Origin of the sequence: Streptomyces sp. NBC_00029, from assembly GCF_045160505.1 — a bacterium.
In the GTDB taxonomy this organism is placed as follows: Bacteria; Actinomycetota; Actinomycetes; order Streptomycetales; family Streptomycetaceae; genus Streptomyces.
In genome coordinates this window covers 1,997,060-2,018,251 of the sequence record NZ_CP108292.1, presented here as the reverse complement: position 1 = coordinate 2,018,251, position 21,192 = coordinate 1,997,060, and the positions used below count along the sequence as shown (strand labels likewise).

The 21,192-nt window shown below is 73.2% G+C and carries 19 protein-coding genes; 5 read left to right on the top strand and 14 right to left on the bottom strand.

Features of this window, described 5'->3' with window-relative positions:
• Nucleotides 1–81: 81 nt before the first annotated feature.
• A complete protein-coding gene (locus OG753_RS09755) occupies nucleotides 82–510 on the bottom strand; it encodes an SRPBCC family protein (protein ID WP_327261421.1) in 429 nt (142 codons plus the stop codon).
• 172 nt (nucleotides 511–682) lie between these two features.
• Here OG753_RS09755 and OG753_RS09750 point away from each other — a divergent pair, with 172 nt between their 5' ends.
• Both OG753_RS09750 and OG753_RS09745 read left to right on the top strand, forming a co-directional pair.
• Entirely contained in the window at nucleotides 683–1,639 is a 957-nt protein-coding gene (locus tag OG753_RS09750) for an EamA family transporter (RefSeq protein ID WP_327261420.1), read from the top strand.
• Between the two features lie 162 nt (nucleotides 1,640–1,801).
• Nucleotides 1,802–2,770 (top strand): EamA family transporter, encoded by a 969-nt coding sequence (locus tag OG753_RS09745; RefSeq protein ID WP_327261419.1) that lies wholly within the window; start codon nucleotides 1,802–1,804, stop codon nucleotides 2,768–2,770.
• Here the strand turns inward: OG753_RS09745 and OG753_RS09740 are convergent.
• Nucleotides 2,752–3,471, bottom strand: a complete 720-nt coding sequence (locus OG753_RS09740; protein ID WP_405788116.1) for a pyridoxamine 5'-phosphate oxidase family protein — start codon at nucleotides 3,469–3,471, stop codon at nucleotides 2,752–2,754. The two genes, OG753_RS09745 and OG753_RS09740, sit on opposite strands and share 19 nt — an antisense overlap.
• A 37-nt stretch (nucleotides 3,472–3,508) precedes the next feature.
• Between OG753_RS09740 and OG753_RS09735 the strand changes: the two genes are divergently transcribed.
• Nucleotides 3,509–4,843 carry an aminotransferase class I/II-fold pyridoxal phosphate-dependent enzyme gene (locus tag OG753_RS09735; protein WP_405788114.1) on the top strand — a complete coding sequence of 445 codons (1,335 nt, stop codon included), beginning with the start codon at nucleotides 3,509–3,511 and terminating at the stop codon, nucleotides 4,841–4,843.
• A 540-nt stretch (nucleotides 4,844–5,383) separates the two neighbouring features.
• On the opposite strand, the gene OG753_RS09730 is transcribed toward OG753_RS09735, so the two are convergent.
• The gene (locus OG753_RS09730) at nucleotides 5,384–6,385 is read right to left on the bottom strand and encodes a DMT family transporter (RefSeq protein ID WP_327261416.1); all 1,002 of its coding nucleotides are present in this window, start codon (nucleotides 6,383–6,385) and stop codon (nucleotides 5,384–5,386) included.
• Between the two features lie 73 nt (nucleotides 6,386–6,458).
• Here OG753_RS09730 and OG753_RS09725 point away from each other — a divergent pair, with 73 nt between their 5' ends.
• Nucleotides 6,459–7,379: a LysR family transcriptional regulator gene (locus tag OG753_RS09725; RefSeq protein ID WP_327261415.1), complete on the top strand. Its 921-nt coding sequence runs from the start codon at nucleotides 6,459–6,461 to the stop codon at nucleotides 7,377–7,379.
• A gap of 113 nt (nucleotides 7,380–7,492) precedes the next feature.
• Here OG753_RS09725 and OG753_RS09720 read toward each other — a convergent pair whose 3' ends face one another.
• Nucleotides 7,493–7,951 (bottom strand): pyridoxamine 5'-phosphate oxidase family protein, encoded by a 459-nt coding sequence (locus tag OG753_RS09720; RefSeq protein WP_327261414.1) that lies wholly within the window; start codon nucleotides 7,949–7,951, stop codon nucleotides 7,493–7,495.
• Between the two features lie 76 nt (nucleotides 7,952–8,027).
• On the opposite strand from OG753_RS09720, the gene OG753_RS09715 reads away from it, so the two are divergent.
• Nucleotides 8,028–8,642, top strand: coding sequence for a cysteine hydrolase (locus OG753_RS09715; RefSeq protein ID WP_327261413.1), 615 nt, complete (start codon nucleotides 8,028–8,030; stop codon nucleotides 8,640–8,642).
• Between the two features lie 120 nt (nucleotides 8,643–8,762).
• Here OG753_RS09715 and OG753_RS09710 read toward each other — a convergent pair whose 3' ends face one another.
• The 10 genes from OG753_RS09710 to OG753_RS09665 form a co-directional block, all read right to left on the bottom strand.
• The gene (locus OG753_RS09710; protein WP_405788110.1) at nucleotides 8,763–9,896 is read right to left on the bottom strand and encodes an alpha-hydroxy acid oxidase; all 1,134 of its coding nucleotides are present in this window, start codon (nucleotides 9,894–9,896) and stop codon (nucleotides 8,763–8,765) included.
• Nucleotides 9,893–11,149: an ATP-grasp domain-containing protein gene (locus OG753_RS09705; RefSeq protein ID WP_405788108.1), complete on the bottom strand. Its 1,257-nt coding sequence runs from the start codon at nucleotides 11,147–11,149 to the stop codon at nucleotides 9,893–9,895. The genes OG753_RS09710 and OG753_RS09705 overlap by 4 nt, the downstream gene beginning before the upstream one ends.
• 175 nt (nucleotides 11,150–11,324) lie before the next feature.
• Complete coding sequence (locus OG753_RS09700) at nucleotides 11,325–12,245, bottom strand: branched-chain amino acid transaminase (protein WP_405788107.1); 921 nt, start codon at nucleotides 12,243–12,245, stop codon at nucleotides 11,325–11,327.
• Nucleotides 12,242–13,594 (bottom strand): GNAT family N-acetyltransferase, encoded by a 1,353-nt coding sequence (locus OG753_RS09695; RefSeq protein WP_405788105.1) that lies wholly within the window; start codon nucleotides 13,592–13,594, stop codon nucleotides 12,242–12,244. Before OG753_RS09695 ends, OG753_RS09700 begins: the two co-directional genes overlap by 4 nt.
• Nucleotides 13,591–14,925 (bottom strand): acetyl-CoA carboxylase biotin carboxylase subunit family protein, encoded by a 1,335-nt coding sequence (locus OG753_RS09690; RefSeq protein ID WP_405788104.1) that lies wholly within the window; start codon nucleotides 14,923–14,925, stop codon nucleotides 13,591–13,593. The genes OG753_RS09695 and OG753_RS09690 overlap by 4 nt, the downstream gene beginning before the upstream one ends.
• Nucleotides 14,922–16,172 (bottom strand): Ldh family oxidoreductase, encoded by a 1,251-nt coding sequence (locus OG753_RS09685; protein ID WP_405788102.1) that lies wholly within the window; start codon nucleotides 16,170–16,172, stop codon nucleotides 14,922–14,924. The genes OG753_RS09690 and OG753_RS09685 overlap by 4 nt, the downstream gene beginning before the upstream one ends.
• Nucleotides 16,169–17,614, bottom strand: a complete 1,446-nt coding sequence (locus OG753_RS09680) for a GNAT family N-acetyltransferase (protein ID WP_405788101.1) — start codon at nucleotides 17,612–17,614, stop codon at nucleotides 16,169–16,171. The genes OG753_RS09685 and OG753_RS09680 overlap by 4 nt, the downstream gene beginning before the upstream one ends.
• A 68-nt stretch (nucleotides 17,615–17,682) precedes the next feature.
• Nucleotides 17,683–18,993: a KamA family radical SAM protein gene (locus OG753_RS09675; RefSeq protein ID WP_405788099.1), complete on the bottom strand. Its 1,311-nt coding sequence runs from the start codon at nucleotides 18,991–18,993 to the stop codon at nucleotides 17,683–17,685.
• Between the two features lie 103 nt (nucleotides 18,994–19,096).
• Entirely contained in the window at nucleotides 19,097–20,131 is a 1,035-nt protein-coding gene (locus tag OG753_RS09670) for a diiron oxygenase (RefSeq protein WP_405788098.1), read from the bottom strand.
• An 86-nt stretch (nucleotides 20,132–20,217) separates the two neighbouring features.
• On the bottom strand, nucleotides 20,218–20,943 hold the full coding sequence (locus OG753_RS09665; protein ID WP_405788096.1) for a TauD/TfdA family dioxygenase: 726 nt from the start codon (nucleotides 20,941–20,943) through the stop codon (nucleotides 20,218–20,220).
• Between the last annotated feature and the right edge of the window lie 249 nt (nucleotides 20,944–21,192).

Here is a 21,192-nt window from a genome sequence, read left to right as displayed (position 1 = left end):
CCGGCCGCCGTACGCGAAGGCGCGTCCCGCGAGTCCGACTCGCGGGACGCGCCTGCGTGCGGGGCGGGTGTGGCCCGGGCGTCAGACGACCAGGCCGGCCAGCTTGCGCAGCGATTCGTTCAGCGCGGCGGTCGCCGAGTCCTTGAGCTTGCCCGCCATCAGGGAGACGGCGGCTCCCGTGAACTCGCCGTCGATGCGGACCGTGGTGGCCCCGCCGTCCGGGGTCAGGGTGTAGCGGGTGAGGACGGCCACGCCCATCGGGCCCTTGCCGGTGATGGCGAACAGCCGCTCCGCCTCCAGTTCCGAGACGGTCCAGACGACCTCGGCCGGGAAGCCCATCATCTTCATGTTCTCCGCGAAGGTCGCCCCGACCGCGAGGGTCTCGGGGCCGCCCTTGGGGAAGTTCGTGTGGGTCATGCTCCACTGCCCGTACGCGTCCCAGTCCGTCAGCTGGGACCAGAGCTGCGCGGCGGACGCCTCGATGCGTGATTCCGCGGTGACTTCGGCCATGCGACCACCCCTTCGCGTCGGTTACGTGCGGCGGAAGGTAGCCCCGGCGGGCGGAACATTCAATACTGACGACCTGTCAGATATCACGGGGGCCGGCGAGTCGTGATCTCGACTCCGTCTCAACAGGTGTCATGCCCGTGACGCTACTGACCGGCCCTGTCATGATGGCCGGATGCAAGCGACAGGGAGAAATGCCGGACTGGGCCTCGCCCTCGTCTCGGCGTTCGCGTTCGGTGGTTCCGGAGTGGCGGCGAAGCCGCTGATCGAGGCGGGTCTGGACCCCCTCCACATGGTCTGGCTCAGGGTGGCCGGGGCGGCGCTCGTGCTGTCCCCGCTCGCCTGGCGCCACCGTGACCTCCTCCTGCGCAGGCCCGCACTGCTCGCCGGCTTCGGGCTGATCGCCGTCGCGGGTGTGCAGGCCTTCTACTTCGCCTCCCTGTCCCGGATTCCCGTGGGCGTGGCCCTGCTCCTGGAGTACCTGGGCCCGGCCCTGCTGCTCGGCTACATCCGCTTCGTGCAGCGCAAGCCCGTGACGCGCGGCGCCGCCGCGGGCGCGGCCGTCGCCGTCGTCGGCCTGGCCTGCGTGGTCGAGATCTGGGCCGGGCTGAGCCTGGACCCGCTCGGCGTGCTCTTCGGTCTCGCCGCCGCCTGCTGCCAGGCCTTCTACTTCGTCTTCGCGGACCAGGGCGCCGACAAGGACGATGCCCCCGACCCGCTCGGGGTGATCGCGTACGGCATGCTCATCGGCGCCCTGGTGATGACGGTCATCGCCCGGCCGTGGGAGATCGACTGGCGCGTACTGGGCGGCCAGGCCTCCGTGGGCGGCACCCTGATGCCCGCGCCGGTCCTGCTCGCCTGGGTGGTGCTCGTCGCGACCGTCTTCGCCTACGTGACCGGTGTGGTCTCGGTGCGCAGGCTCTCGCCGCAGGTCGCGGGCGTCGTGGCCTTCCTGGAGGCGGTCGTCGCCACCGTGTTCGCCTGGATCCTGCTCGGCGAACACCTCTCGACCTGGCAGATCGTCGGCGGCGGCCTGGTGCTGGGCGGCGCCTTCATCGCACAGTCCTCCCGGCCGGCCCCGCCGGCCGACGTCCTCCCCGCCGTGTTGGACCGCGAGACGACGACGGCCTAGGGTGGCACCCATGTATTCGACCGTGCTTTCGCCGCCCGCCGCCTAGCGCGGGCGGCGCCACCACGTCAGGAACCCGGCCCGGGGACACCCTGGGCGGGTCCGTGCTGCCCGCGAAGCGATGACCTGCTTCTTTCATCCTTCACGCATGCGCGGAGACATCTCGTGTCGAACCATTCGCCCGCTGCCGGGCGCAGTCTGCTGTACCTCGTTGTCGCCGGAGCCGCCTGGGGCACCGCCGGGGCGGCCGCCTCCCTCCTCTTCCTGGCCAGTGACCTCGGCCCGCTCGCCCTGTCCTTCTGGCGCTGCGCCGGCGGACTCGCGGTGCTGCTCGCCGTGCTCGCCGTCCGCGGGTCCCGGTCCCGGCCGGTCCCGTCCCGGGCGCGCCCCTCGGCCGGCTCGCTGATCGTGACCGGGCTGCTGTTCACCGTCTTCCAGGCCGCGTACTTCGCCGCCGTGCGCGACACCGGGCTCGCCGTGGGAACCGTGGTCACCCTCGGCGCCGGACCCGTGATCATCGCGCTCGGTGCCCGCCGCTGGATGGGGGAGCGGCTCGGCCCGGGTGGCGTCACCGCCGTCGTCGGTGCGCTGGCGGGGCTGGCCGTACTCGTGCTGGGCAGCGGGGGCGGCGAGGTGCGGCCGCTCGGTGTCGGCTGGGCGCTGCTGTCGGCCGCCGGGTACGCCGGGATGACCCTGCGGGCCCGGTGGCTCGGGCAGCGCGGGGCGGGCGGTGACCCGCTGGTGACCACCGCCTGGTCGGTCGCGGTGGGCGCCGTCTGCCTGCTGCCGCTCGCCGCGGTGGAGGGGCTGCTGCCGCACACCGCCGACCTCGGCCGGGTGCTGTGGCTGCTGGTGTACGTCGCCACCGTGCCGACGGCGCTGGCGTACGCGCTGTACTTCACCGGAGCCGCCGCCGTACGGGCCGCCACCGTGTCGGTGATCATGCTCATCGAGCCGGTGAGCGCGGCGGTGATCGCGGTCCTGGTCCTCGGGGAGCGGCTGACCGGCGCCGTGGTGCTGGGCACCGTGCTGCTGCTGACGGCGGTGGGCGCGCTGATCGCGGCGGAGTCGCGCCGGCCGGCGGCGGCCGCGCCCACCGTCGTGCGGCGGAGTCCTCAGAGCGCGGTGAGGTAGTCCGGGACGGCGATGCCGGGGGCCAGGTCCGCGGCGGGCACCGGGGTTCCGTACGCCGGGGCGACCGGGATCAAGCCCGTCCAGTGGGGCAGGTCCAGGTCCTCGGCGTCGTCGTTCGGCGGGCCGCTGCGGAGCTTCGCCGACACCTCGGTCAGATCCACGCGGATCACCGCGGTGGCGGCGAGCTCCCGGGCGTTGGCGGGCCGGACGTCGGCGGAGCGCCCCGGGACGACGGAGTCGACCATGGCGTCCAGGGCCGTCCGGCACTCCTCCTCGTCGGTGACCTGGTGGGCGGTGCCGTGCACCACCACCGAGCGGTAGTTGAGCGAGTGGTGGAAGGCCGACCGGGCCAGTACGAGGGCGTCGACGTGGGTCACGGTGACGCAGACGGGCAGACCCGGGTCCGTACGGCCGGCCGCGAGCAGTGGGCGCGAGCCGGTGGAGCCGTGCATGTAGAGCGATTCGCCGACCCGGGCGAACAGCGTGGGAAGGACCACGGGTGCGCCGTCGCGGACGAAGCCGAGGTGGCAGATGAAGGCCGCGTCGAGTATCGAGTGCACCGTCTCGCGGTCGTAGCGCGCCCGGTCGCGTGAGCGGGTCGGGACGGTGCGGGCCGTGGGCTCGTAGCTTCCGGTCGACGGGGTGCGGTCGGTGCGGTCGCTCGTCCCGGAGGTCTGCGTGGCGGCAGGCGTGGCGGTCATCGTGCGAACTCCATTGCACTAGTGCATACTGTGGTTTGTGCTAGGAGACTATCGGATCACAGGACGGCGTGCAGCGGATATCGCGGCCGGGGTGGAGGCGGGCGTGGCTTCGGGCGCGCTCCCGCCCGGTTCGCTGCTGCCGCCGATGCGGGAACTGGCGGGCGATCTGGGGGTGAACCCCAACACCGTGGCCGCCGCGTACCGGACGCTGCGCGAGCGCGGGGTCATCGAGACCGACGGGCGACGCGGCAGCCGGGTGCGCGCCCGCCCGTCGAGCACGCCGCGGGACGCGCTGCGGATGGTGGTGCCGGAGGGCGTACGGGACCTTGCCGAGGGCAACCCGGACGTCTCGTTGCTCCCCTCGCTCGAGGGACCGCTGGCGGCGTCCGCCCGGCGGTACGCGCAGGCGCCGGCCCTCTACGGGGAGGGCCCGGTCGCCCCCGAGCTCGCCCGTCTCGCCCGGGCCGGCTTCGACGCGGACGGCGTGCCGCCGGGGCCGGTGGCGGTGACATCGGGCGCGCTGGACGGGATCGAACGGGTACTCACCGCCCACCTGCGGGCGGGCGACGCGGTGGCCGTCGAGGACCCGGGATGGGGCGGGGCGCTGGACCTGGTCCCGGCCCTCGGGCTGCGCGTGCTGCCGGTGGCGGTGGACGACGACGGGCCCCGGACGGACGCGGTGGCCCGCGCGCTGGCCGCCGGGGCGCGGGCGCTGATGGTGACCGCGCGGGCGCAGAACCCCACCGGGGCGGCGGTGGGCGCGCAGCGGGCGCAGGAACTGCGGGCCCTGCTGGCGCAGTACCCCGAGGTGCTGCTGATCGAGGACGACCACGGTCACGGCATCGTCGATCTGCCGCTGCACCCGCTGAGCGGGGTGACCCGGCACTGGGTGCTGATCCGGTCCACGGCGAAGGGGTACGGGCCCGACCTGCGGCTGGCGGTGCTGACCGGTGACGCGGTCACGCTGGACCGGCTGCGGGGGCGGCAGCGGCTGGGGCCGGGCTGGGTGAGCCGGCTGCTGCAGTACGCGGTGGTGGAGCTGTGGAGCTCCGGCGCGGTGGACCCGGCCGCGGTGGCCCGCTCGTACGCGCAGCGGCGGGACGCGCTGGTCGAGGCGCTGCGGGAGCGGGGGGTGCGGGCGCACGGGCGGAGCGGGTTGAACGTCTGGGTGCCGGTGGTCGACGAGACGGTGGTGGTGACGCGGCTGCTCGGCGCCGGCTGGGCGGTGTCGCCGGGGGCCGTCTTCCGCGTCGAGGCGGGGCCAGGGGTCCGGCTGACGGTCTCGCAGCTGGCGGTCGCCGAGGTGCCGGTCCTGGCCGACGCGGTGGCCGCGGCGGCCAGCGTGGGGGCGGCGGGGGTCCGGTACGACTGACCGCGCGCGGCGGGCCTCCGGGCCGGCGGGCCCCGGCGGGTCGGCCCGGCCGGGACCTTGACGCGGTCCGTGTTGACGGGCCCGGCCGGCTCGCCCCGCGCGGTCCTGTCCAGGTCGCGCGACCGCAGGAGGCCGCCCGGGGTGAAGACGATCCCGCCGAGGGTGACCGCCGAGCCCAGGAAGCGGTGGACGGGTGCGGAGGCGACCCGACGGGCCGGACCGAGGTCTCCCCGGGCGTGCGTCCGGAGCTCGGCTTCGGCCGCCGCCCGGCACTCCGGTGGCCTTGCGGCGCCGCGGATCTTCGGTGTGACCCAGCTGCCCGCGAGGACGTCGGCAGGTCCGACGGTGAGCAGGACGATGGCCGGGCCCAGGGGGGCGTCTTGTCGATCGGGCCGGATCAGGGAGCGGGTTCTGGTGCCGTGGATCGCAGGGCGGACGAGGCGCGGTGCCAGGGCCCGCGAGCCCGGCGTGATCGGGAAGACACCCCCAAGGGGTGCCCTCCAGGCGTGGTGATGATCGCCCGGAGGGTGTCGGGCCGGCTCAGGCGGGCTTGCGGGCCCCGGGGCGGGTCTGGGTGAGGGCTGCTCCGGCGAGCACGATCGCGGCGCCGACCGGGGTGTTCCAGTGGAGCTGCTCGCCGAGGACCAGGACGCCCGCCGTGGTCGCGATGACCGGGATGAAGTAGGTGACCATCTGGGCGGTGGTGGGGCCGACCTCCGTGACCAGCCCGTACTGCATCTGCAGGGCCATGCCCGTGCCGAGGGCGCCCAGCGCGATCACCGACAGGGTCGGCCAGAGCGGGAACGAGCCCGGCGCCGAGGTGAACACGGCGCTGACGAGCGCGAGCTGGAGCGTGGAGACCATGAGCTGCCCACCGGTCAGGGCCACCGGGGAGCCGGGGGTTCCGGCCAGGGTGCGGCGGACGTAGATCCAGCCGATGGGGTAGCAGAGGGAGGCCAGTAGGGCGAACGCGGTGCCCTTGGCGTCGACGCCGGAGAAGCCCTGCCAGGCACCGAGCACGGTGAGGACGCCGAGGAAGCCCAGGCCCAGCCCGGCGAAGCGGCGGCGGGTCGGACGGTCCTCGGAGAGGGCGACCAGCGACAGCGCCATGCCCCACAGCGGCGAGGTGGCGTTGCAGATGCCGGCCAGGCTGGAGGGGATGCTCAGCTCCGCATACGCGAAGAGCGAGAAGGGGGCGGTGTTGAGCAGGAGCGCCGCCACGCTCAGGTGGCCCCAGGTGCGCAGCCCGCGGGGGAGCGGCTCCCGGCGGACCAGCAGCACGGTGAGGAGGGCGAGCGCGCCGAACAGGACCCGGCCCAGCGCCACCTGGAAGGGCGCGTACGCCTCGGTGCCGACCTTGATCAGGAGGAAGCTGAAGCCCCAGACGACCGAGAGGATCGCGAACCGGATCCGCCAGTCGAGCAGGCCGCCGCGGCGCGGCCGGGTGGGGGCGACGGCCGTGGCAGTGGCAGTGGCGCCGACGGTGGCGGCGGTCGGGGCGGGGGCCGGGCGGGCGGGCCCGGGGGTGGTCGGTGCGCTCATGCCCTTACTGTGCTCGTATCAACTTCGTAGGACAAGCGAGAGTTTCTCTGAGTGACGGCGTAGCATTGCTTACATGTTGAACCTGGAGCGGCTGCGCACCCTCGACGCCCTCGCCCGTCACGGCTCGGTCAGTGGTGCGGCCGACGGGCTCCACGTCACCACCTCCGCCGTGTCCCAGCAGATGGCCAAGCTGGAGCGAGAGATCGGCCAGCCCCTGCTGGCCCGCAACGGGCGCGGGGTCCGGCTCACCGACGCCGGCCGGCTGCTCGCCGACCACGCCGCCCGGATCATCTCCCAGGTCGAACTCGCCCAGGCCGACGTCGAGGCCCAGCGGGGCTGCGCCGTGGGCGAGTTGCGCATCGGCGCCTTCCCGACCGCCATGCGCGGGCTGCTGCCCCAGGCCCTGGCCGCGCTGCGCACCGGCCATCCGGAGCTGCGCGTCCGGGTGCGCGAGCAGGAGCCCGAGGAGAGCATGGCGGCCGTCGTGCGCGGGGATCTCGACCTGGCGCTGGCGATCGACTGGCACAACAAGCGGATGCCGGTGCCCGCCGAGCTCACCCGGACACACCTGCTCGACGACACCGTCGACATCGCGGTCCCGGCCGGCCACCCGCTGGCCGACCGTACGGGCATCTCCCGGAGCGCCGGGATCTCCCTCGCCGAATTCGGCGACGACGACTGGATCTCCTGGAACGAGGGGCAGTTCTGCCACGAGTGGCTGGTGTTCACCCTGCGCGGGACGGGCATCGAGCCGCGCATCGCGCACATCGCCGAGGAGCACCACACCCAGCTGGCCTTCGTGGAGGCCGGCCTCGGGGTGTGCGTGGCGCCGAAGCTGGGCCGCGGCCCCGTGCCGCCGGGGGTGCGGCTGCTGCCGGTCTGCGACAGCGTGCGCCGCCACGTGTACGCCGTCTGGCGTGCGGACGCCGACCGGAGGCCCTCCATCCGGGCCGCGGTCGACAGCCTGCAGCAGGCGGCCGCCGGGCTCCGCTGACGGCTTCCGCCGACGACCTCGGCCGCCGCTCTCCATCGAGGACCTCCGCCGACGGCTTCCGCCGACGACCTCGGCCGAGGATCTCCGTCGAGCACCTTCGGCCACGCGGGCCGCTACAGCTTGCGGAAGTCCCAGGAGACCACCGACTCCGGTGTGAGGCGGATCCAGGCGTGCCGCCCGTCGTGCGGCATCTGCTCGATCCCGAAGTTCTTGACCGGGAAGATCCGTTCGGCCTCGGCCAGTTCGGGGCACGGCTCGCCGGTGCGCGGAGCCTCGCCCACGAACACGGCGCTCCCGGACAGCTCCACGCCGCGCAGCTCGTCGTACGACTCGCCCGCGTCCACGACCACCGAGATCCGCGGGTCCCCCCGCAGGTCGGACCAGCGCCGGCTGCGCGTGATCGAGTACAGCCACAGCGAGCTGCCGTCCCACGCGAACCACAGGGCGCCCACGTGCGGGCGCCCGTCGGGGGAGACCGTCGCCACCCGGCAGGTCCGCTGCTCACGCAGGAAGGCGTCCACTTCCGCGTCGCTCATCATGATGCGGCGGCCCCGCCGCTGAGTCTCGTCCATCCGTCCCGCGCCCCTTCACATCTGACTATGTGTCAGGAATCATGAGGGCTCTTCCGTCGCCACGCCAGGGGGAGCCATGCCGGATCTCGATCCCGCCACCACCGCGCTGCTCACCGTCGAGTGCCAGAACGGTGTCGTGGGCGAGGAGAGCGCGCTGCCCGAACTGGCCAAGGAGGCGCGGGACTCCGGGATGCTGGCACGTGTGGCCGCGCTGGCCGACGCCGCGCGCGGGGCCGGCGTACAGGTGCTGCACGCGGTCGCCGAGCGGCGGCCCGACGGACGCGGGGCGAACGCCAACGCACGGCTGTTCCGGGCCGCCGGGAAGCTGCCGGTGCGCCAGCTGACCGGGAGCCCGGCGGTGGAGGTCGCCGCCCCCATCACGGTGGCCGAGCAGGACTTGGTGGTGCGCCGGCTGCACGGGCTCTCCCCGATGGCCGGCACCGATCTGGACGCCCTGCTCCGCAATCTCGGGATCCGCACCCTCGTCGTCACCGGGGTCTCCTCCAACATCGCGATCCCGAACACCGTCTTCGACGCCGTGAACCTCGGCTACCAGGTGGTGGTCCCCGCCGACGCCATCGCCGGAGTGCCCGCCTCCTGCACCGCGGAGGTGATCCGCAACTCCCTCGCACTGGTGGCGGCCATCACCACGGCCGAGGAACTGCTCGAGCAGTGGGCTCCCGCGACCTGACCCCCGCAACCGGGGCGGATGCCGTCCGAAGTGATCGCGTGCCGACTCGACGCACCGTCGTGGTGGTGGCCCGCATCGAGGCCTGACGGATCAGGCGGCCCCGGCCTCGCAGCCGGAGGTTCACCAGGCCGGGCCCACGAGGTCCGGGGTCAGCGAGGCCAGGTCCGGGGCGCCCAGCAAGGCGAGGGCGAGTTCCGTCTCCCGGTGCAGGGCGCGCAGGGTGGCGCTGACGCCGTCGGCGCCGTCGACGGCCAGGCCCCAGACGTACGGACGGCCGATCGCCACGGCGTCCGCCCCGAGCGCCAACGCCTTCACCACGTCGGTGCCGCGGCGGATCCCGCCGTCGACGACGATCGGAACCCGGCCCGCCACCGCGTCGGCGACGGCGGGCAGTGTGGCGAGGGGAGCGGTTGCCGTGTCCAGGTTGCGGCCCCCGTGGTTGGACATCCAGACGCCGATTCCGGCTTCGGCCGCCCGGCGGGCGTCGTCGGGGCGCACGATGCCCTTGGCCAGGACCGGCAGCCCGGACACCGTGCGCAGCCGTTCGAGGTCGGACCAGCCGACCGCCGGGTCGATCCGCGGGTCGTGGATGCCCTGGTGCGTGGATCCGGGTGCACAGGGGCGCGAGCCGGTCGAGGAGCCGGCCGAGGGGCCGCCCGGACTTGCCAGGTTGGCGGGGGTCCCGTGGGAGGGGAGGGCAAATCCATTGCGCAGGTCCCGTTCCCGTAGGCCGGTCACCGGCGTGTCGACGGTGACCACGCAAGCACCGGCCCCCGCTTCACGGGCCCGGTGCACCAGTTCCTCCGTGAGCGCCCGGTCCCTCTGCACGTACAGCTGGAACCACCACGGCCCGGTGGCCGCGGCGCCGATCTCTTCGAGCGTCAGGGTGGAGAAGGTGCTCACGGTCGTGAGCGCTCCCGTGGCCGCGGCGCCGCGTACGGTGGCCGCTTCCGCCTCGGGGTGAAACAGCCCGTGCGAGGCGGTCGGTGCCAGCACGATCGGCGAGGGGAGTTCCGTGCCGTAGAGGGTGCGGCGCGTGTCCACGCCCGAGGTGCCGGTGAGGACCCGGGGCAGCAGCGCCAGCCGTTCGTAGGCCTCGGCGTTCCATCGCACCGTCCGTTCGTCCGCCGCGCCGCCTTCCAGGTAGTCGAACGCGGTGGCGGGCAGGACCTCGCGGGCGGCGGCACGGAAATCGGCCAGGGTGATGCGGTGGGGGTGCTGAGGGGCGGACCGCGCAGGTGGGGAGGGGGTCACAGTGCTCCTCTGCCCGCGGCCCGTACTCGCAGTTGGAAGCTCAGGCGGTTCACCGCTTCCTGGGCGGCGGACAGCGCCGCTTCGGGAGTCGGGGCGAGCGCGCGGGCGTAGGCGACGCGCGACTCGGAGGACTCCAGGGTGCCGACGGTGGATTCGGCCGGCGTGAGCAGGTGCACCTCGGTCACCCCGGGCACGTCGAGGGCCTCTTCGAGACCCGAGGTCGCGGCGAGCACTCCGGGTGCGGGAAGAGCGGCGAACCAGATCGCCGAACTCCGCGGGGTGCGCGGCTCGGCGAGCGTGGCGCGAATGCCGGGGAGGACCGTTTCGCCAAGGGTGTGGCGGATGAGGCATTCGGCGATGTCGACGCCGGTCACGTCGTGTGCCAGCGCTGGAATCTCGTCGCCGCCCATGCGCACGTGCGTCTCGATCACCTGCGGTCCCGCTTCGCCGAGGACGATCTCGGTATGGGTGGCCCCGGACCCGATGCCCAGGGCGTCCAGGATCCGCTCCACGTAGTCGTGGACCTGCTTCTGCTGGTCAGGGTCGAGGTCGGCGGGCGAGACGTGACCCAGTTCGACGAAGGTCAGCGGGTCCGAGTACTTGCGGGTGATCGCGACGATCTGGTGCTCACCCGCCTCCGAGAACGCCTCGACGCTGAACTGCGGGCCCTCGTGGAACTGTTCCACCAGGACCTCGGCGCCGCGGAAGTCCCCGAGTTCCCCGCCGGCCCTGGCGAAGGCCGCTTCGGCCTCGTCCTCCTCGCGGACCAGGGCGACGCCCTTGCTGAAGGAGCCGCTGCCCGGCTTCACGATGCAGGGGGTGCCGTGCGCGGCGAGGAACGCCCGGAGTTCGCCGGCGTCGGAGACCAGGGCGCAGGCGGTGGAGTCGATCCCGGCCTCGCGCAGCCGGGCCCGCATGGCCTGCTTGTCATACACCAGCCCGACGGTCCGCGGCGAGTGCGCGGCGAGGCCCAGCGCCTCGCCGACCACCGCACATTTGTCCTGGTCGCGTTCGCCGAAGGCCACGATGCGGGTGAACGGATGGCCGGCGTGCACGGTCCGGGCGAGCGCGATCCACTCGTCGTCGGGGGCGTCGGTACGCACCCCGATGACCCGGGTGTGCTCCGTGGTCTCGCGGAGTCTCGACAGGTAGTCCAGACGGCAGATGACGGTCGTCCGGGTGCCGGGCCGGGCCCGGCGGAGGCGGGTGGGGAGGTCTCGGCCGCTGCCGATGACCAGGACGTGCTCGGACATGACTCTTCACCTCGGTGTAAGGGATGTACGGGGGTTTCGTACGGTGGCTGGCGCGCACGCGTCACGGTGGCCCGCACGCGGACCCGCATGCGGGCCCGCGCGGACCCGTGCGCGGAATCTCCCTCGGGAGATCTCCGGTGCGTGCTCTCGACTGCTTTTGGTCAAAGGGGGGTTGTCATACGTGGGTGAGCCAGTCGTCGCGGCCGGCCGTCCGGCCGTGCACCACGTCCTGGAAGGCCTCGCGCAGCTGCCGGGTGACCGGCCCGCAGCCCTCGCCGCCGACCGAGCGGTCGTCGACGGAGGCGATCGGGACGATCTCGGCGGCGGTGCCGGTGAGGAACGCCTCGTCGGCGACGTAGAGCTCGCTGCGGGTCAGGCTCTGTTCCCTGACCTCGTGGCCGAGGTCGCGGGCGAGCGTGATGACGGTGTCCCGGGTGATGCCCGGCAGGATGTTGTCGCTGACCGGCGGGGTGAGCAGCACGCCGTTCCGTACGGCGAAGACGTTCGCGGCGGACGCCTCGGCCACGTGCCCGCCGGGCGTGAGCATCAGGGCGTCGTCGTACCCGGCGCGCACCGCGGCGACCTTGGCCAGTGCGGAGTTCACGTACGCGCCGGTGGCCTTCGCGAGCGGCGGCACGGAGTGGACACCGTTGCGCTGCCAGCTGCTGACCGCCAGTCGGCAGCCCTCCTGATCGGCCTTCTCTCCCAGGTAGGAGCCCCAGGGCCAGGCGGCGATGGCGACCCTGGCGCTGTCCAGCCGGGGTGCCACGCCCATCGTGCCGTACTCGAGGTACACGAGCGGGCGGAGGTACCCGGCCCCCAGGCCGGTGCGGCGCAGCAGTTCGACGCTGGCCTCGGTCAGTTTGTCGACGCTGTAGCCCGGGTCCATGAGGTAGACGCGCGCCGAGTCGTGCAGCCGCCTGAGGTGGTCGCGCAGCCGGAAGACGGCGGTGCCCCGGGCCGTGGGATAGGCGCGGATGCCTTCGTAGACACCCCATCCGTAGTGGAGGCTGGGGGTGAGGACGTGGACCTGCGCCTCGTCCCAGGGGACGAACTTGCCGTCCATCCAGATGTCGCTGGTGGGTGTGAGCTTCATCGGGCGGCTCCGTAGGGCGGGTGCGAGGAGGAAGGGAGGCGGGACGGTACGGGGGTGGCGGGGCTGCCCACCCGTTCCAGGCGGCGTTCGACGCTCCGGGACTGAAGGGCGAGCACTTCGCGGTAGCTGTCGGCGTCCGGCCCGTGGAAGGCAAACCAGCCCCAGCGGGGCCGCAGTGTGCAGCCGCGCTGGAACTTGGCCTCGTAGGTGGCGAGCCCGTAGTGGATGCGGCGGATGCCGTTCTCGAGCGCCCAGCGGGTCGTCTCGTGGTAGGTGAGGGCGAGGTAGCAGCCCGCGGCCTCGGGGGCGAAGCCCACGGTCCGCAGGAAGAGCGAGTCGCCCGCTCTGAGGTACAGCGCGAAGCCGAGCATCCGGTCCTCGCGCACGGCGCCCAGCACCACGCACGACTCGCCGATCTCCTGCCGGAGCGCGTCGAAGTCGCGGCGGACCCGATCGTGCCCTCCAGGCAGTCCGTACTTCGCCCGGTGGGCCACCTGGAGCGCGACTACGGTGTCGTCGACGGCTCCCGGGCCGGTGGTGGCAACGGTGCGAAAGCCGTCCCGCTCGTACTCCGCGACCTCCTTGCGCAGGCCCCGGCGACGGCGGCTGCTGATCCCGGCGACGTACGACTCCCAGCGGTCCGCGGCGTCCTCGGTGTCAGCGCTGTCGGCGGTGTCCGCACTGGCCGCACTGGCCGTGCTGTCCGCGTACAGCTGGTGCACGGCCTCGGCGCCGAGCAGTGTGGCGTGGTACCCGGCCCGGGCGGCGGCGGCGTCCATCGCTTCGGCGTCGGGCTCGCCCACGTACAGCAGGGCGGTGCTGCGGCAGCCCAGTTCGGTCGCGGCCCGCTGGAGGAGGGCGGGGAGCGCCGCCATGACTGCCGTGCGCTGGCGGGGGGAGCGGCCGGGGGAGTGGGTCACACCGTGGTGGTTGCCGAAGGTGGCGAGGGCCAGCGAAGGGTAGTGGTCCGGGCGGCCTTCGGGCAGGGACGCCGTGTACCTGTCCCAGAGTTCGCGGTCGGCCGGGTCGAGGAGTTCGGGCTCGGCCATGGGTGACGGCGTGCCTGCCAGCCGTGGGGCGTCGTAGAAGAGCAGTCCGCCCGCCTCGGCGGTGACCAGCAGCGTGGCCAGGGCCACCGGGCGCTGCCCTTCGAGTACTTCGAGGCAGCGGACCTCGTGGAGGTCCGTGCGCGCGGTGAAGCGCAGCCAGCGGGGGTCGTCCCAGACGAGGTCCGGGCCGCCGGGGCCGGTGACATCGCTGCTCTGCGGGAAGTGGCCGGGTGGCAGCAGACGCGCCGTGTACGGGCCGTCCGGCGCCGGGGGGGCGGGAGTTGGTCGCGTTCCGGTCATCGCGGGCCTCCTTCGGCCGGGTCCGGTCCGGCGGTCGCGGGCACGGCCGCCGTGGGAGAAGGGATCGCGGACGAAGCGGTCTCCTGCGGGTATTCCCAGCCGAAGCCTGCGCTGACCTGCTGTGCCGTGTCGTCGAGCCTGGCGTCCAGAGCGGCGGCGTCAGGGTCGGTCACCACCCAACTGGCCAGGAAGTCGCCGGATTTGCGCAGGCGGTAGCGTTCCCCGCTCCAGTCGTCCCCGATGTGGGTGTGGACGGCGAAGTCCTGTGCGCCGGGCGGCGCTTCGGGCAGCCGCAGCACCCGGCCCCGCTTCGGTGGGATGCCGCAGAAGGCGGCGCGGGGTGCGGTGCGCGCGTGTTCCCGTACCCGGTCGAGCGCGACGGGCAGCGCGCACTCCACACGGGCCCACAGCTCTCGCGGGTCGACGCCCAGGATGTGGCGGAGCATCGTGGGAATGGGGCCGCCGCCCACGCGGGCGGCCACTTCGCAGAGCACGATCCGGCCGTTGCCGGCGTCGCCGCTACGGGTGCCGCTGCTGCTCCCACTGCCCGTGACGAAGAACTCGGCGTGCGCGCAGATGGTGTCCGGGGACGGTAGCGCGTCGATCAACCGCCATGTCTGCGCGACCAGTCGTTCGTGCAGCGGGTCGGCGGGATCGAGGTTGCGGGAGCCGAGCGGGGCGTCGGCCCAGTGGGTCAGGCAGCCCGCGCCCGTGTACCGGGACGCCACGGCGGCCACCTGCTCGCCCCCCACCCGGAAGACGTCCACGTGGTGCAGGGCGCCCTCGACGAACTCCTCGACCTCGTACGAGCCGTCCGCCAGCAGGTCGGCCAGGGGGGCCGCCCGGCCGGGTGCGTCGATCACGTGCACGCCCGTGGAACCGGAGCCGCTTCGTGGTTTCACGACGACCCGGCCGGGGTGGGCGGCCATGAAGTCCGTGATGTCGCGCACCGTGGCGACAGGCGCGAAGGCGGGCACCGGGATTCCCGCGGTGCGCGCGTACTCCTTCATCAGGACCTTGTCGCGGTACGCGGCGGCTGCGGTGGTGTCGAGGCCGGGCAGCGCGAGTTCGCTCCGCAGTCGGGCGGCCCGTTCGACGTCGGCCTCCGCCAGGGCCAGTACGGCGCGGGGGCGGTGCCTTCGGGCGGCTTCCCCGGCCGCGGCGAGCACGGCGTCGTCGCAGGTGTAGTCGGGGACGGTGACGACCTCCGCGAAGCCGGAGCCCACGTCGGTCCCGGCGGCGGTGACCGCGACCAGCCGGCCCGCCTCCTCCGGCAGCCAGGCGGCGAAGGGCAGCCCCGCCTGGCGGGGGCTGATCAGCACGAGGATCATGCGGAAACCTCCTCGGACGCGGTGGACGCGGTGGACGCGGTGGACGCGGTGGATGGGGCGGCCGCGGTGGAAGCGTTGAACGCGTTGCCGTCGCAGGCGCCGGGTACGGGAGCCGCCGTGGCCACCCGGACCGTCCCGCCGACCGGGCCGGACGCGGGTACGGGCCCCGGGACGCCGAGCCGTTCGGCCTGTTCGGCGAGCACCGCCGCGGTGCGGGAGTCCAGGGGGATGCCACGGGTCTCCCGGTACCGCTCGTGGGCGCGTTGGGGGTCACCCGGGGCCAGGACGGGCCCGTCCGTGGCGGCGGCCGCGGTACGGACCGTGGCCAGCAGGTCCGTCAGTCCGGCGCCGAAGTCCTCCGTACCGGTGAACGCGGCCGGGTCCAGAGCGAGTACCAGGTGCCCGATCCCCCGGCTCCGTCCCGCGCCGCCCGCACCGACCTGGGCGAGTCGCCAGTCGGGTGCGGTGCCGGTGAGGACGGCTCCGAGCAGGGTGACGGCCATCGCCAGACCCTGCCCCTTGTAACCGCCCAGCGGCGACAGCGCGTATGCCTCCTCGGGGTCCGACGTGGGCCGCCCCTGACGATCGGTCGCCCAGCCTCCGTCCAGACCGTGGCCCTCGGCCCTGCGCTGCTTCACCTCGCCGAAGCAGACCTGGCTGGTGGCCATGTCCAGGGCGAACTCCTCGTCCCCGCCACCCGCGGCCACACTGATCGGGTTGGTCCCGAACAGCGGCTCGATGCCTCCGTACGGCGCCACCCGGGACGCGGCCGAGGTGAGCGCGATGCCCACCAGTCCCTGACGCGCCAGCTGCCGTGTGTAGACGGAGGCGGCGCCGAAGTGGTTGGAGTTGCGCACGCCGACCGCGGCGACGCCGAACTCCGCGGCCCGCTCGGCCGCGAGACGCGCGGCCGACAGCCCGGCGAGCACGCCCAGCGAACCGTCGGCGTCCATCAGCAGCCCGGCACCCCTGTCCCGTACGACGATCGAAGACGCCGTCGCCCGGGCCACCCCGGTGGTGAGCTCCGTGAGGTACTGCGGGAGCAGGCGCAGGCCGTGGGTGTCGATGCCACGCAGCGAGGTGATGACCAGCGCGTCGGCCACCTGCTCCGCGGCCTCGGCGGGCAGGCCCGCGGACGCGAACGCCTCTCGGGCGAGCACGCGTGCCTGCCGCGCATGGATCACTTGGCCCCCGCGGGGCGGGGCGGGTTCGGCGTCGGGTGTCCCGGTCGGGTCTTCAGCGCTCAACGGATGCTCCTGTGCATGAAGTGATGGACGCCGGTTTCCGGCAGGTCCAGGGGTCGGCCGAGGACTTCGAAGCCGTGCTTGCGGTAGAAGCCCGCGGCCGAGTCGTCGACGCGGCACCAGACGGTGTCGGCGCCGTCCAGAGCGGAGAGGGTGAGGGCGGTCCGCAGGAGCGCGGTGCCCGCGCCGGTGCCGCGCACCTCGCCGAGCGTGGCCATGCCGCGCAGCCGCCGCCCGCGTCCGGGCCGGGACCCCGGCACGGCGCACCCGTCCGGCGGGTCCTCGGCGTACAGGGACGCGCAGCCCACCGCACGGCCCTGCCTGAGGGCGGCGAGGTGACGGGTGGCGGGGAGTCCGTCCCCGGGGTGGGCGCGGCCCTCCGCCGGGTGTGCGGGCCCGAGCACCTCCTGGCGGACCGGGTGCACGCGGGCGGCCGGTACGCGGTGGACGTACCAGCCGTGGGCCGCGGGGTCCGGGAGGTAACCGGAGCCCGGGCGGTCGGGCAGGGTGACGTGCCCGGTGGCATCGAGGGCGAGGCCCTGTCCGGTGTCGACCGCCAGGAGGTCGACCACGTCGACGTCGAGATGGTCGGCCAGGCCGCCGAGGTGCGCGGTGGCGGAGACCCCGGCGGCGGACTCGGGCATGCAGCCGAGCATGGTGATCAGGCCGCGCTCCCGGGCGGCGCGCAGCAAGGTGAGGGCCGGGGTGATGCCGCCGGCCTTCATGGGCTTCACGTTGATGCCGTGGAAGGCCTCCGCGCAGGCGTCCAGATCGGCCGGCGAGGTGATGCTCTCGTCGGCGACGACGGGGATCGGGCTGAGTTCCTTCAGGGTGCGGGCCTCCTCCCAGGCGGCGCGCGGGAAGGGCTGCTCGATCAGCCGGACTCCGAGGTTCCGCAGGTCGGGCAGGGCGGGCACGAGCCGGGAGAGTTCCCAGCCGCAGTTGCCGTCGATGAGGAAGGGCGCGTCGGTCTGTTCACGCAGTTCCCGCAGGATGCGCAGGTCGCCGGGGTCCGCGAGTTTGACCTTGTACGCGCACCAGCCGGGCCGCTCGCGCAGCTTGCGGACCATCGTCTCGGGGGTGTCGAGTCCGATGCTGAAGCTGGAGCGCAGGCCCTGCGGTCGGTCGAGGCCGAGGGATGCCCACAGCGGGAGGCCGAGCAGGCGGGCGCGCAGGTCGGTCGTCGCGGTGTCGAGGGCGGCGAGCACGAAGGGAGACGCGGGCAGCGCGGCGGCGAGACGGCGCCAGACGCCGCCGGGACCACCCGGATCGCCCGGCCCGCCCGGTTCACCGGGGTTCAGCGTGGCCAGCAGTGGCGCGACCCGCCGTAGGTCGGCGTGCATCCGCTCCAGGCCGGAGTTGTAATGGTCCGTCATGAAGCAGGACGCCTCGCCGTAGCCGGACACACCGTCCTGCTCGACCTCGACGATCACTGTCCGCGTCATCGGGATGGCCTCCCGGGCGGAACGCCACAGGTGGCGCTGCGTCAGGCTGGTTTCGTGCGCGGTGATCCTCATCGGGCGTACACACGTGACGGTTGCTGCGCCGCCGGGTCCGGCAGTCCGGGGAACCAGGACCCCAGCGCGGGGCGCAGGTCGTCGAACCACTCGGCGGCCGGGTCGTAGCGTGCGAAGAACTGCCGGCCCACCAGCTGGGGGTCACGGGCCTGCAGCAGACGCAGCGAGAAGACCCGTTCCCCCGCGATGGTGCTGACGGAGTCCAGGAGCACCTTCCCCGGGGCCGCCGACATCACCGGGCCGCGGGCGGTGCGGGCCAGTCCGGAGACCCCGCGGATGGCGTCGTTGTAGATGTCCAGCGCCTTGGCGAGGGGGACGCCGAAGTAGCTGCGGGCGCCGGTGTCCCGCTCGACGAACATGTAGTACGGCACGACGCCCAGCTCCACGAGCTGCTGCCACATCGAGGACCACACGTCCGCGCTGTCGTTGACGTGCGCGATCAGGGGTGCCTGGGCACGGATCACCGCGCCGGTCGCACGGACGCGGGCGATGGCCTCCCGTACGACAGGAGTCTCCAGCTCCCTCGGGTGGGAGAAGTGCGCCATCACCGCGACGTGGCGGCCCGCCGCGACGCAGCGCTCCAGCAGGCGCAGGAGGTCGTCGGCATCGGAGTCGGTGGTGAACCTGGCCGGCCAGTAGGAGAGCGCCTTGGTGCCGAAGCGCAGGGTGCGGACGCTGTCCATGGCCGGGTTGAGCAGCGGCTCGATCCAGCGCTTCAGCACCTCCGTCTTCATGATCATCGGGTCGCCGCCGGTGAACAGGACGTCAGTGACCTCGGGATGGGCCGTCAGGTAGCCGGTGAGGTCGGTGGGCGCGCGCAGTGCTTGGCGGAGTTCGGCCACGCCGACGAACTGGGCCCAGCGGAAGCAGTATCCGCAGTACGCGTGGCAGGTCTGGCCCTGCGAGGGGAAGACCAGCAGCGTCTCGGCGTACTTGTGCTGGAGCCCGTCGAGCCTGCGGCCCTCCAGCGTCGGCACATTGGCCTCCAGCTGGTCGCCGGGGTGCGGGTTGAGCAGCTCCTGGGCGTCGGCGGCGGCCTTGCGCAGGACGTCGCGCGGCGCATCGGCGTCGTGCAGCGCCCTGATGCTGTCGAAGATCTCCGGCGGGAGCATGTCGCGGTGCGGGAAGGTGAGCCGGAAGATCGGGTCGTCGGGCGCCGCCGACCAGTCGACGAGTTGGTCGGCGACGTACTCGTTCACCTTGAAGGGCAGGACGGAGGAGACGATTCGCAGGTCGCGCAGGTACTCGTCGGACATGCCGCGGTCGCGAGCGAGCGCCGCCAGGCGTTCGTGGGAGTAGGTCTTCACCCGGAATCCTCAGTGGTCCTCGGCGGCGGGGTGTCCGCCACCTGTCGTGTGCGAGGGCAGCTCGTACGGGGGCAGCCTCAGGCCGTGGTGTGTGAGCTCAACATCAGGAATCGACGCGGGAGCGGGACCAGTCGAAGTCCACCTGGTCGGCCACGCCCATCTGTTCGACCAGCTTGTGCAGTCCGGTGTAGTCGCGGACCAGCCGTCCGCGGCCCGCCTGCGCCTGGCAGTCCGCGAGCATCTCGTGTCCGCCCGCGACGTCCGCGAGGTCGACGATCCGGTGCCAGGTCGAGTAGTCGTTGGCCACGAAGGCGTCCAGCCCCTCCATCAGCATGTCCAGGAAATACCTGCGCTGAGAGGTGTTCAGGTGCGCGTAGACCATCTCCGCGAGCACGTGCGAGATGGACGCGTGGCAGTACTCGTCGCGGTTGTGCAGCGTCGCGGTCGTGCTGTTGATCGGCTGGATCGCGGTGTCCTCGGCGAGCAGGTCGAGGTACGCGTTGATGGATATCTCGGAGACCGTGGCGAAGGCCAGCGTCGTCAGGGACTTCTCCGAGCGCTCCACGGCCTGGTCCCGCAGTTCCTGGTGGACGCGTGCGGTGTGGGAGAGCGGCAGCGCGCTGTCCGGCATGGCGCGGCCCCGGCGGCGGCGGGTCACCGCGCTCGCGTTGAGGTGCATGAGCGTGTGGTACTGCTCGTCGACCATGGCCTGGGCGAGCGACAGGTTGAGCGCTTCCCCGCCGAGGCCCGGGTACTCGCCCTCCATGACCAGGGCGAAGGCGGGGTTGGCCACCTTCTGCTCGGCCATGACGGTGTGCCGGTTGTACGCGATCCAGGCCCAGCTGAGCAGTTCGGACTGCTTCTCCGGGCTCAGGGCCCGGTAGGTCGGGTGGTCGTGGAAGGGCAGGATGCGTTCGGGGTAGTCCGCGCGCGCCGGGTCGAAGAGCTCGTCGAGGTCGGGTTCGTCCCGCTTGACGGTGGCCCTGCGGTGCCAGTTCCCGACGAGGCGGCGGATCACGGCGCTCTCCACCGGGTCGTTCGGGTCGAAGTCGGGGACACCCTCGGGAAGCGGGGGGCCCGGGAACTCCTGGTCGGCCGCTTCGTCGGGGCGTTCGGCGGTCGGGGAATCGCCGTTCATCACATTCCTCACAGGGGGGGCGGTGCCTGTCGGCACGGCTGGTGGTCGGGGCGCCGCCTTCCGGCGGTGGTGGTGCGCGGCGGGGCTCACGACTCCCGGAGCCAGTAGCGCGTGAGGTGGCGCCGCGCGTCGCCGTAGGAGGAGCGGGCGTGCAGCATCCGGTGGTTGTCCCAGACGAGGACCGAGTTCTCCGGGATGAGGACGGAGACCTTGTGCACGCGGAAGAACGCCTCGGCTCGCACGGCCAGTTCGCGGCCGAGGGCGCCCAGCGGCAGCTCGTCGGCAGGTACGTCGGCGTCGACGGGCGGATCGTAGTGGCCCGCCGTCAGCAGGTTGTAGCTGAACCGGACGACGTCGCGGCCTTCGGGCGTGCGCTCCACCACCGGGCGGTGGACTCCGGCGGTGCCGGTTCCTCCGGTGTTGTGGCCCACCCAGTCGACGCCCTCGCCGTGCACGGCCAGGCGCTCCGCCTCACTGAGGGAGGCGGTGAGGGCGTAGGCGTCGGCCAGCTCCGTGTGTCCGCTGCCGCAGCGGGCCTGGACCCGGCAGTGCAGGGCGAGGTACCGGGGCGGCGGGTTCCAGCCGGGTGCCTCGGTGTGCACCAGGATGGTGTTGGTGCTCTTGGAATAGCGCCGGTCCTCGAAGCCGGGCGCGGCCTTCACCTGGTAGCGCAACTGCCCGTCGTACTGCGGCATCAGGGTGCCGAAGTCGCGCAGGGCGTCGGCGGCCTCCTCGTCGGTGGTGATGTTCTCGAGCAGGGTGTAGCCCTGGTCGAGAAGTTCCTGGGTACGCGGTGTGGTGGCGGTCGTCATGGTCTGCGCTGCTCCATGTCTCTTCCTGGGGTGGGGACGCATGGGACGGGTGCACCGGGAGGGACATGCTGCCCTTGAGAGGAGGCTTCCTGAGGGGAGCGCCCTTGAAGGGAGTTGGGGTCCGGCGCACCGTGAGGAGGCATTCCTCGAGGGATGCGGCCGTGAAGTGGCCGGTGCTCGGCGCGCCCGAGGTGCCGGAGGTGACCGGGGCGTCCGGGGCGTCCGGGGCGTCCGGGGTCACGGGAGACC

Excerpts from the sequence above, each read along its gene's own strand:
- OG753_RS09755 (WP_327261421.1), bottom strand. The coding sequence starts at position 510 with ATGGCCGAAGTCACCGCGGAATCACGCATCGAGGCGTCCGCCGCGCAG.
- OG753_RS09750 (WP_327261420.1), top strand. The coding sequence starts at position 683 with ATGCAAGCGACAGGGAGAAATGCCGGACTGGGCCTCGCCCTCGTCTCG.
- OG753_RS09740 (WP_405788116.1), bottom strand. The coding sequence starts at position 3,471 with ATGACCGCCACGCCTGCCGCCACGCAGACCTCCGGGACGAGCGACCGC.
- OG753_RS09730 (WP_327261416.1), bottom strand. The coding sequence starts at position 6,385 with ATGAGCGCACCGACCACCCCCGGGCCCGCCCGCCCGGCCCCCGCCCCG.
- OG753_RS09725 (WP_327261415.1), top strand. The coding sequence starts at position 6,459 with ATGTTGAACCTGGAGCGGCTGCGCACCCTCGACGCCCTCGCCCGTCAC.
- OG753_RS09720 (WP_327261414.1), bottom strand. The coding sequence starts at position 7,951 with ATGGACGAGACTCAGCGGCGGGGCCGCCGCATCATGATGAGCGACGCG.
- OG753_RS09715 (WP_327261413.1), top strand. The coding sequence starts at position 8,028 with ATGCCGGATCTCGATCCCGCCACCACCGCGCTGCTCACCGTCGAGTGC.
- OG753_RS09705 (WP_405788108.1), bottom strand. The coding sequence starts at position 11,149 with ATGTCCGAGCACGTCCTGGTCATCGGCAGCGGCCGAGACCTCCCCACC.
- OG753_RS09700 (WP_405788107.1), bottom strand. The coding sequence starts at position 12,245 with ATGAAGCTCACACCCACCAGCGACATCTGGATGGACGGCAAGTTCGTC.
- OG753_RS09695 (WP_405788105.1), bottom strand. The coding sequence starts at position 13,594 with ATGACCGGAACGCGACCAACTCCCGCCCCCCCGGCGCCGGACGGCCCG.
- OG753_RS09690 (WP_405788104.1), bottom strand. The coding sequence starts at position 14,925 with ATGATCCTCGTGCTGATCAGCCCCCGCCAGGCGGGGCTGCCCTTCGCC.
- OG753_RS09680 (WP_405788101.1), bottom strand. The coding sequence starts at position 17,614 with ATGACGCGGACAGTGATCGTCGAGGTCGAGCAGGACGGTGTGTCCGGC.
- OG753_RS09670 (WP_405788098.1), bottom strand. The coding sequence starts at position 20,131 with ATGAACGGCGATTCCCCGACCGCCGAACGCCCCGACGAAGCGGCCGAC.
- OG753_RS09665 (WP_405788096.1), bottom strand. The coding sequence starts at position 20,943 with ATGACGACCGCCACCACACCGCGTACCCAGGAACTTCTCGACCAGGGC.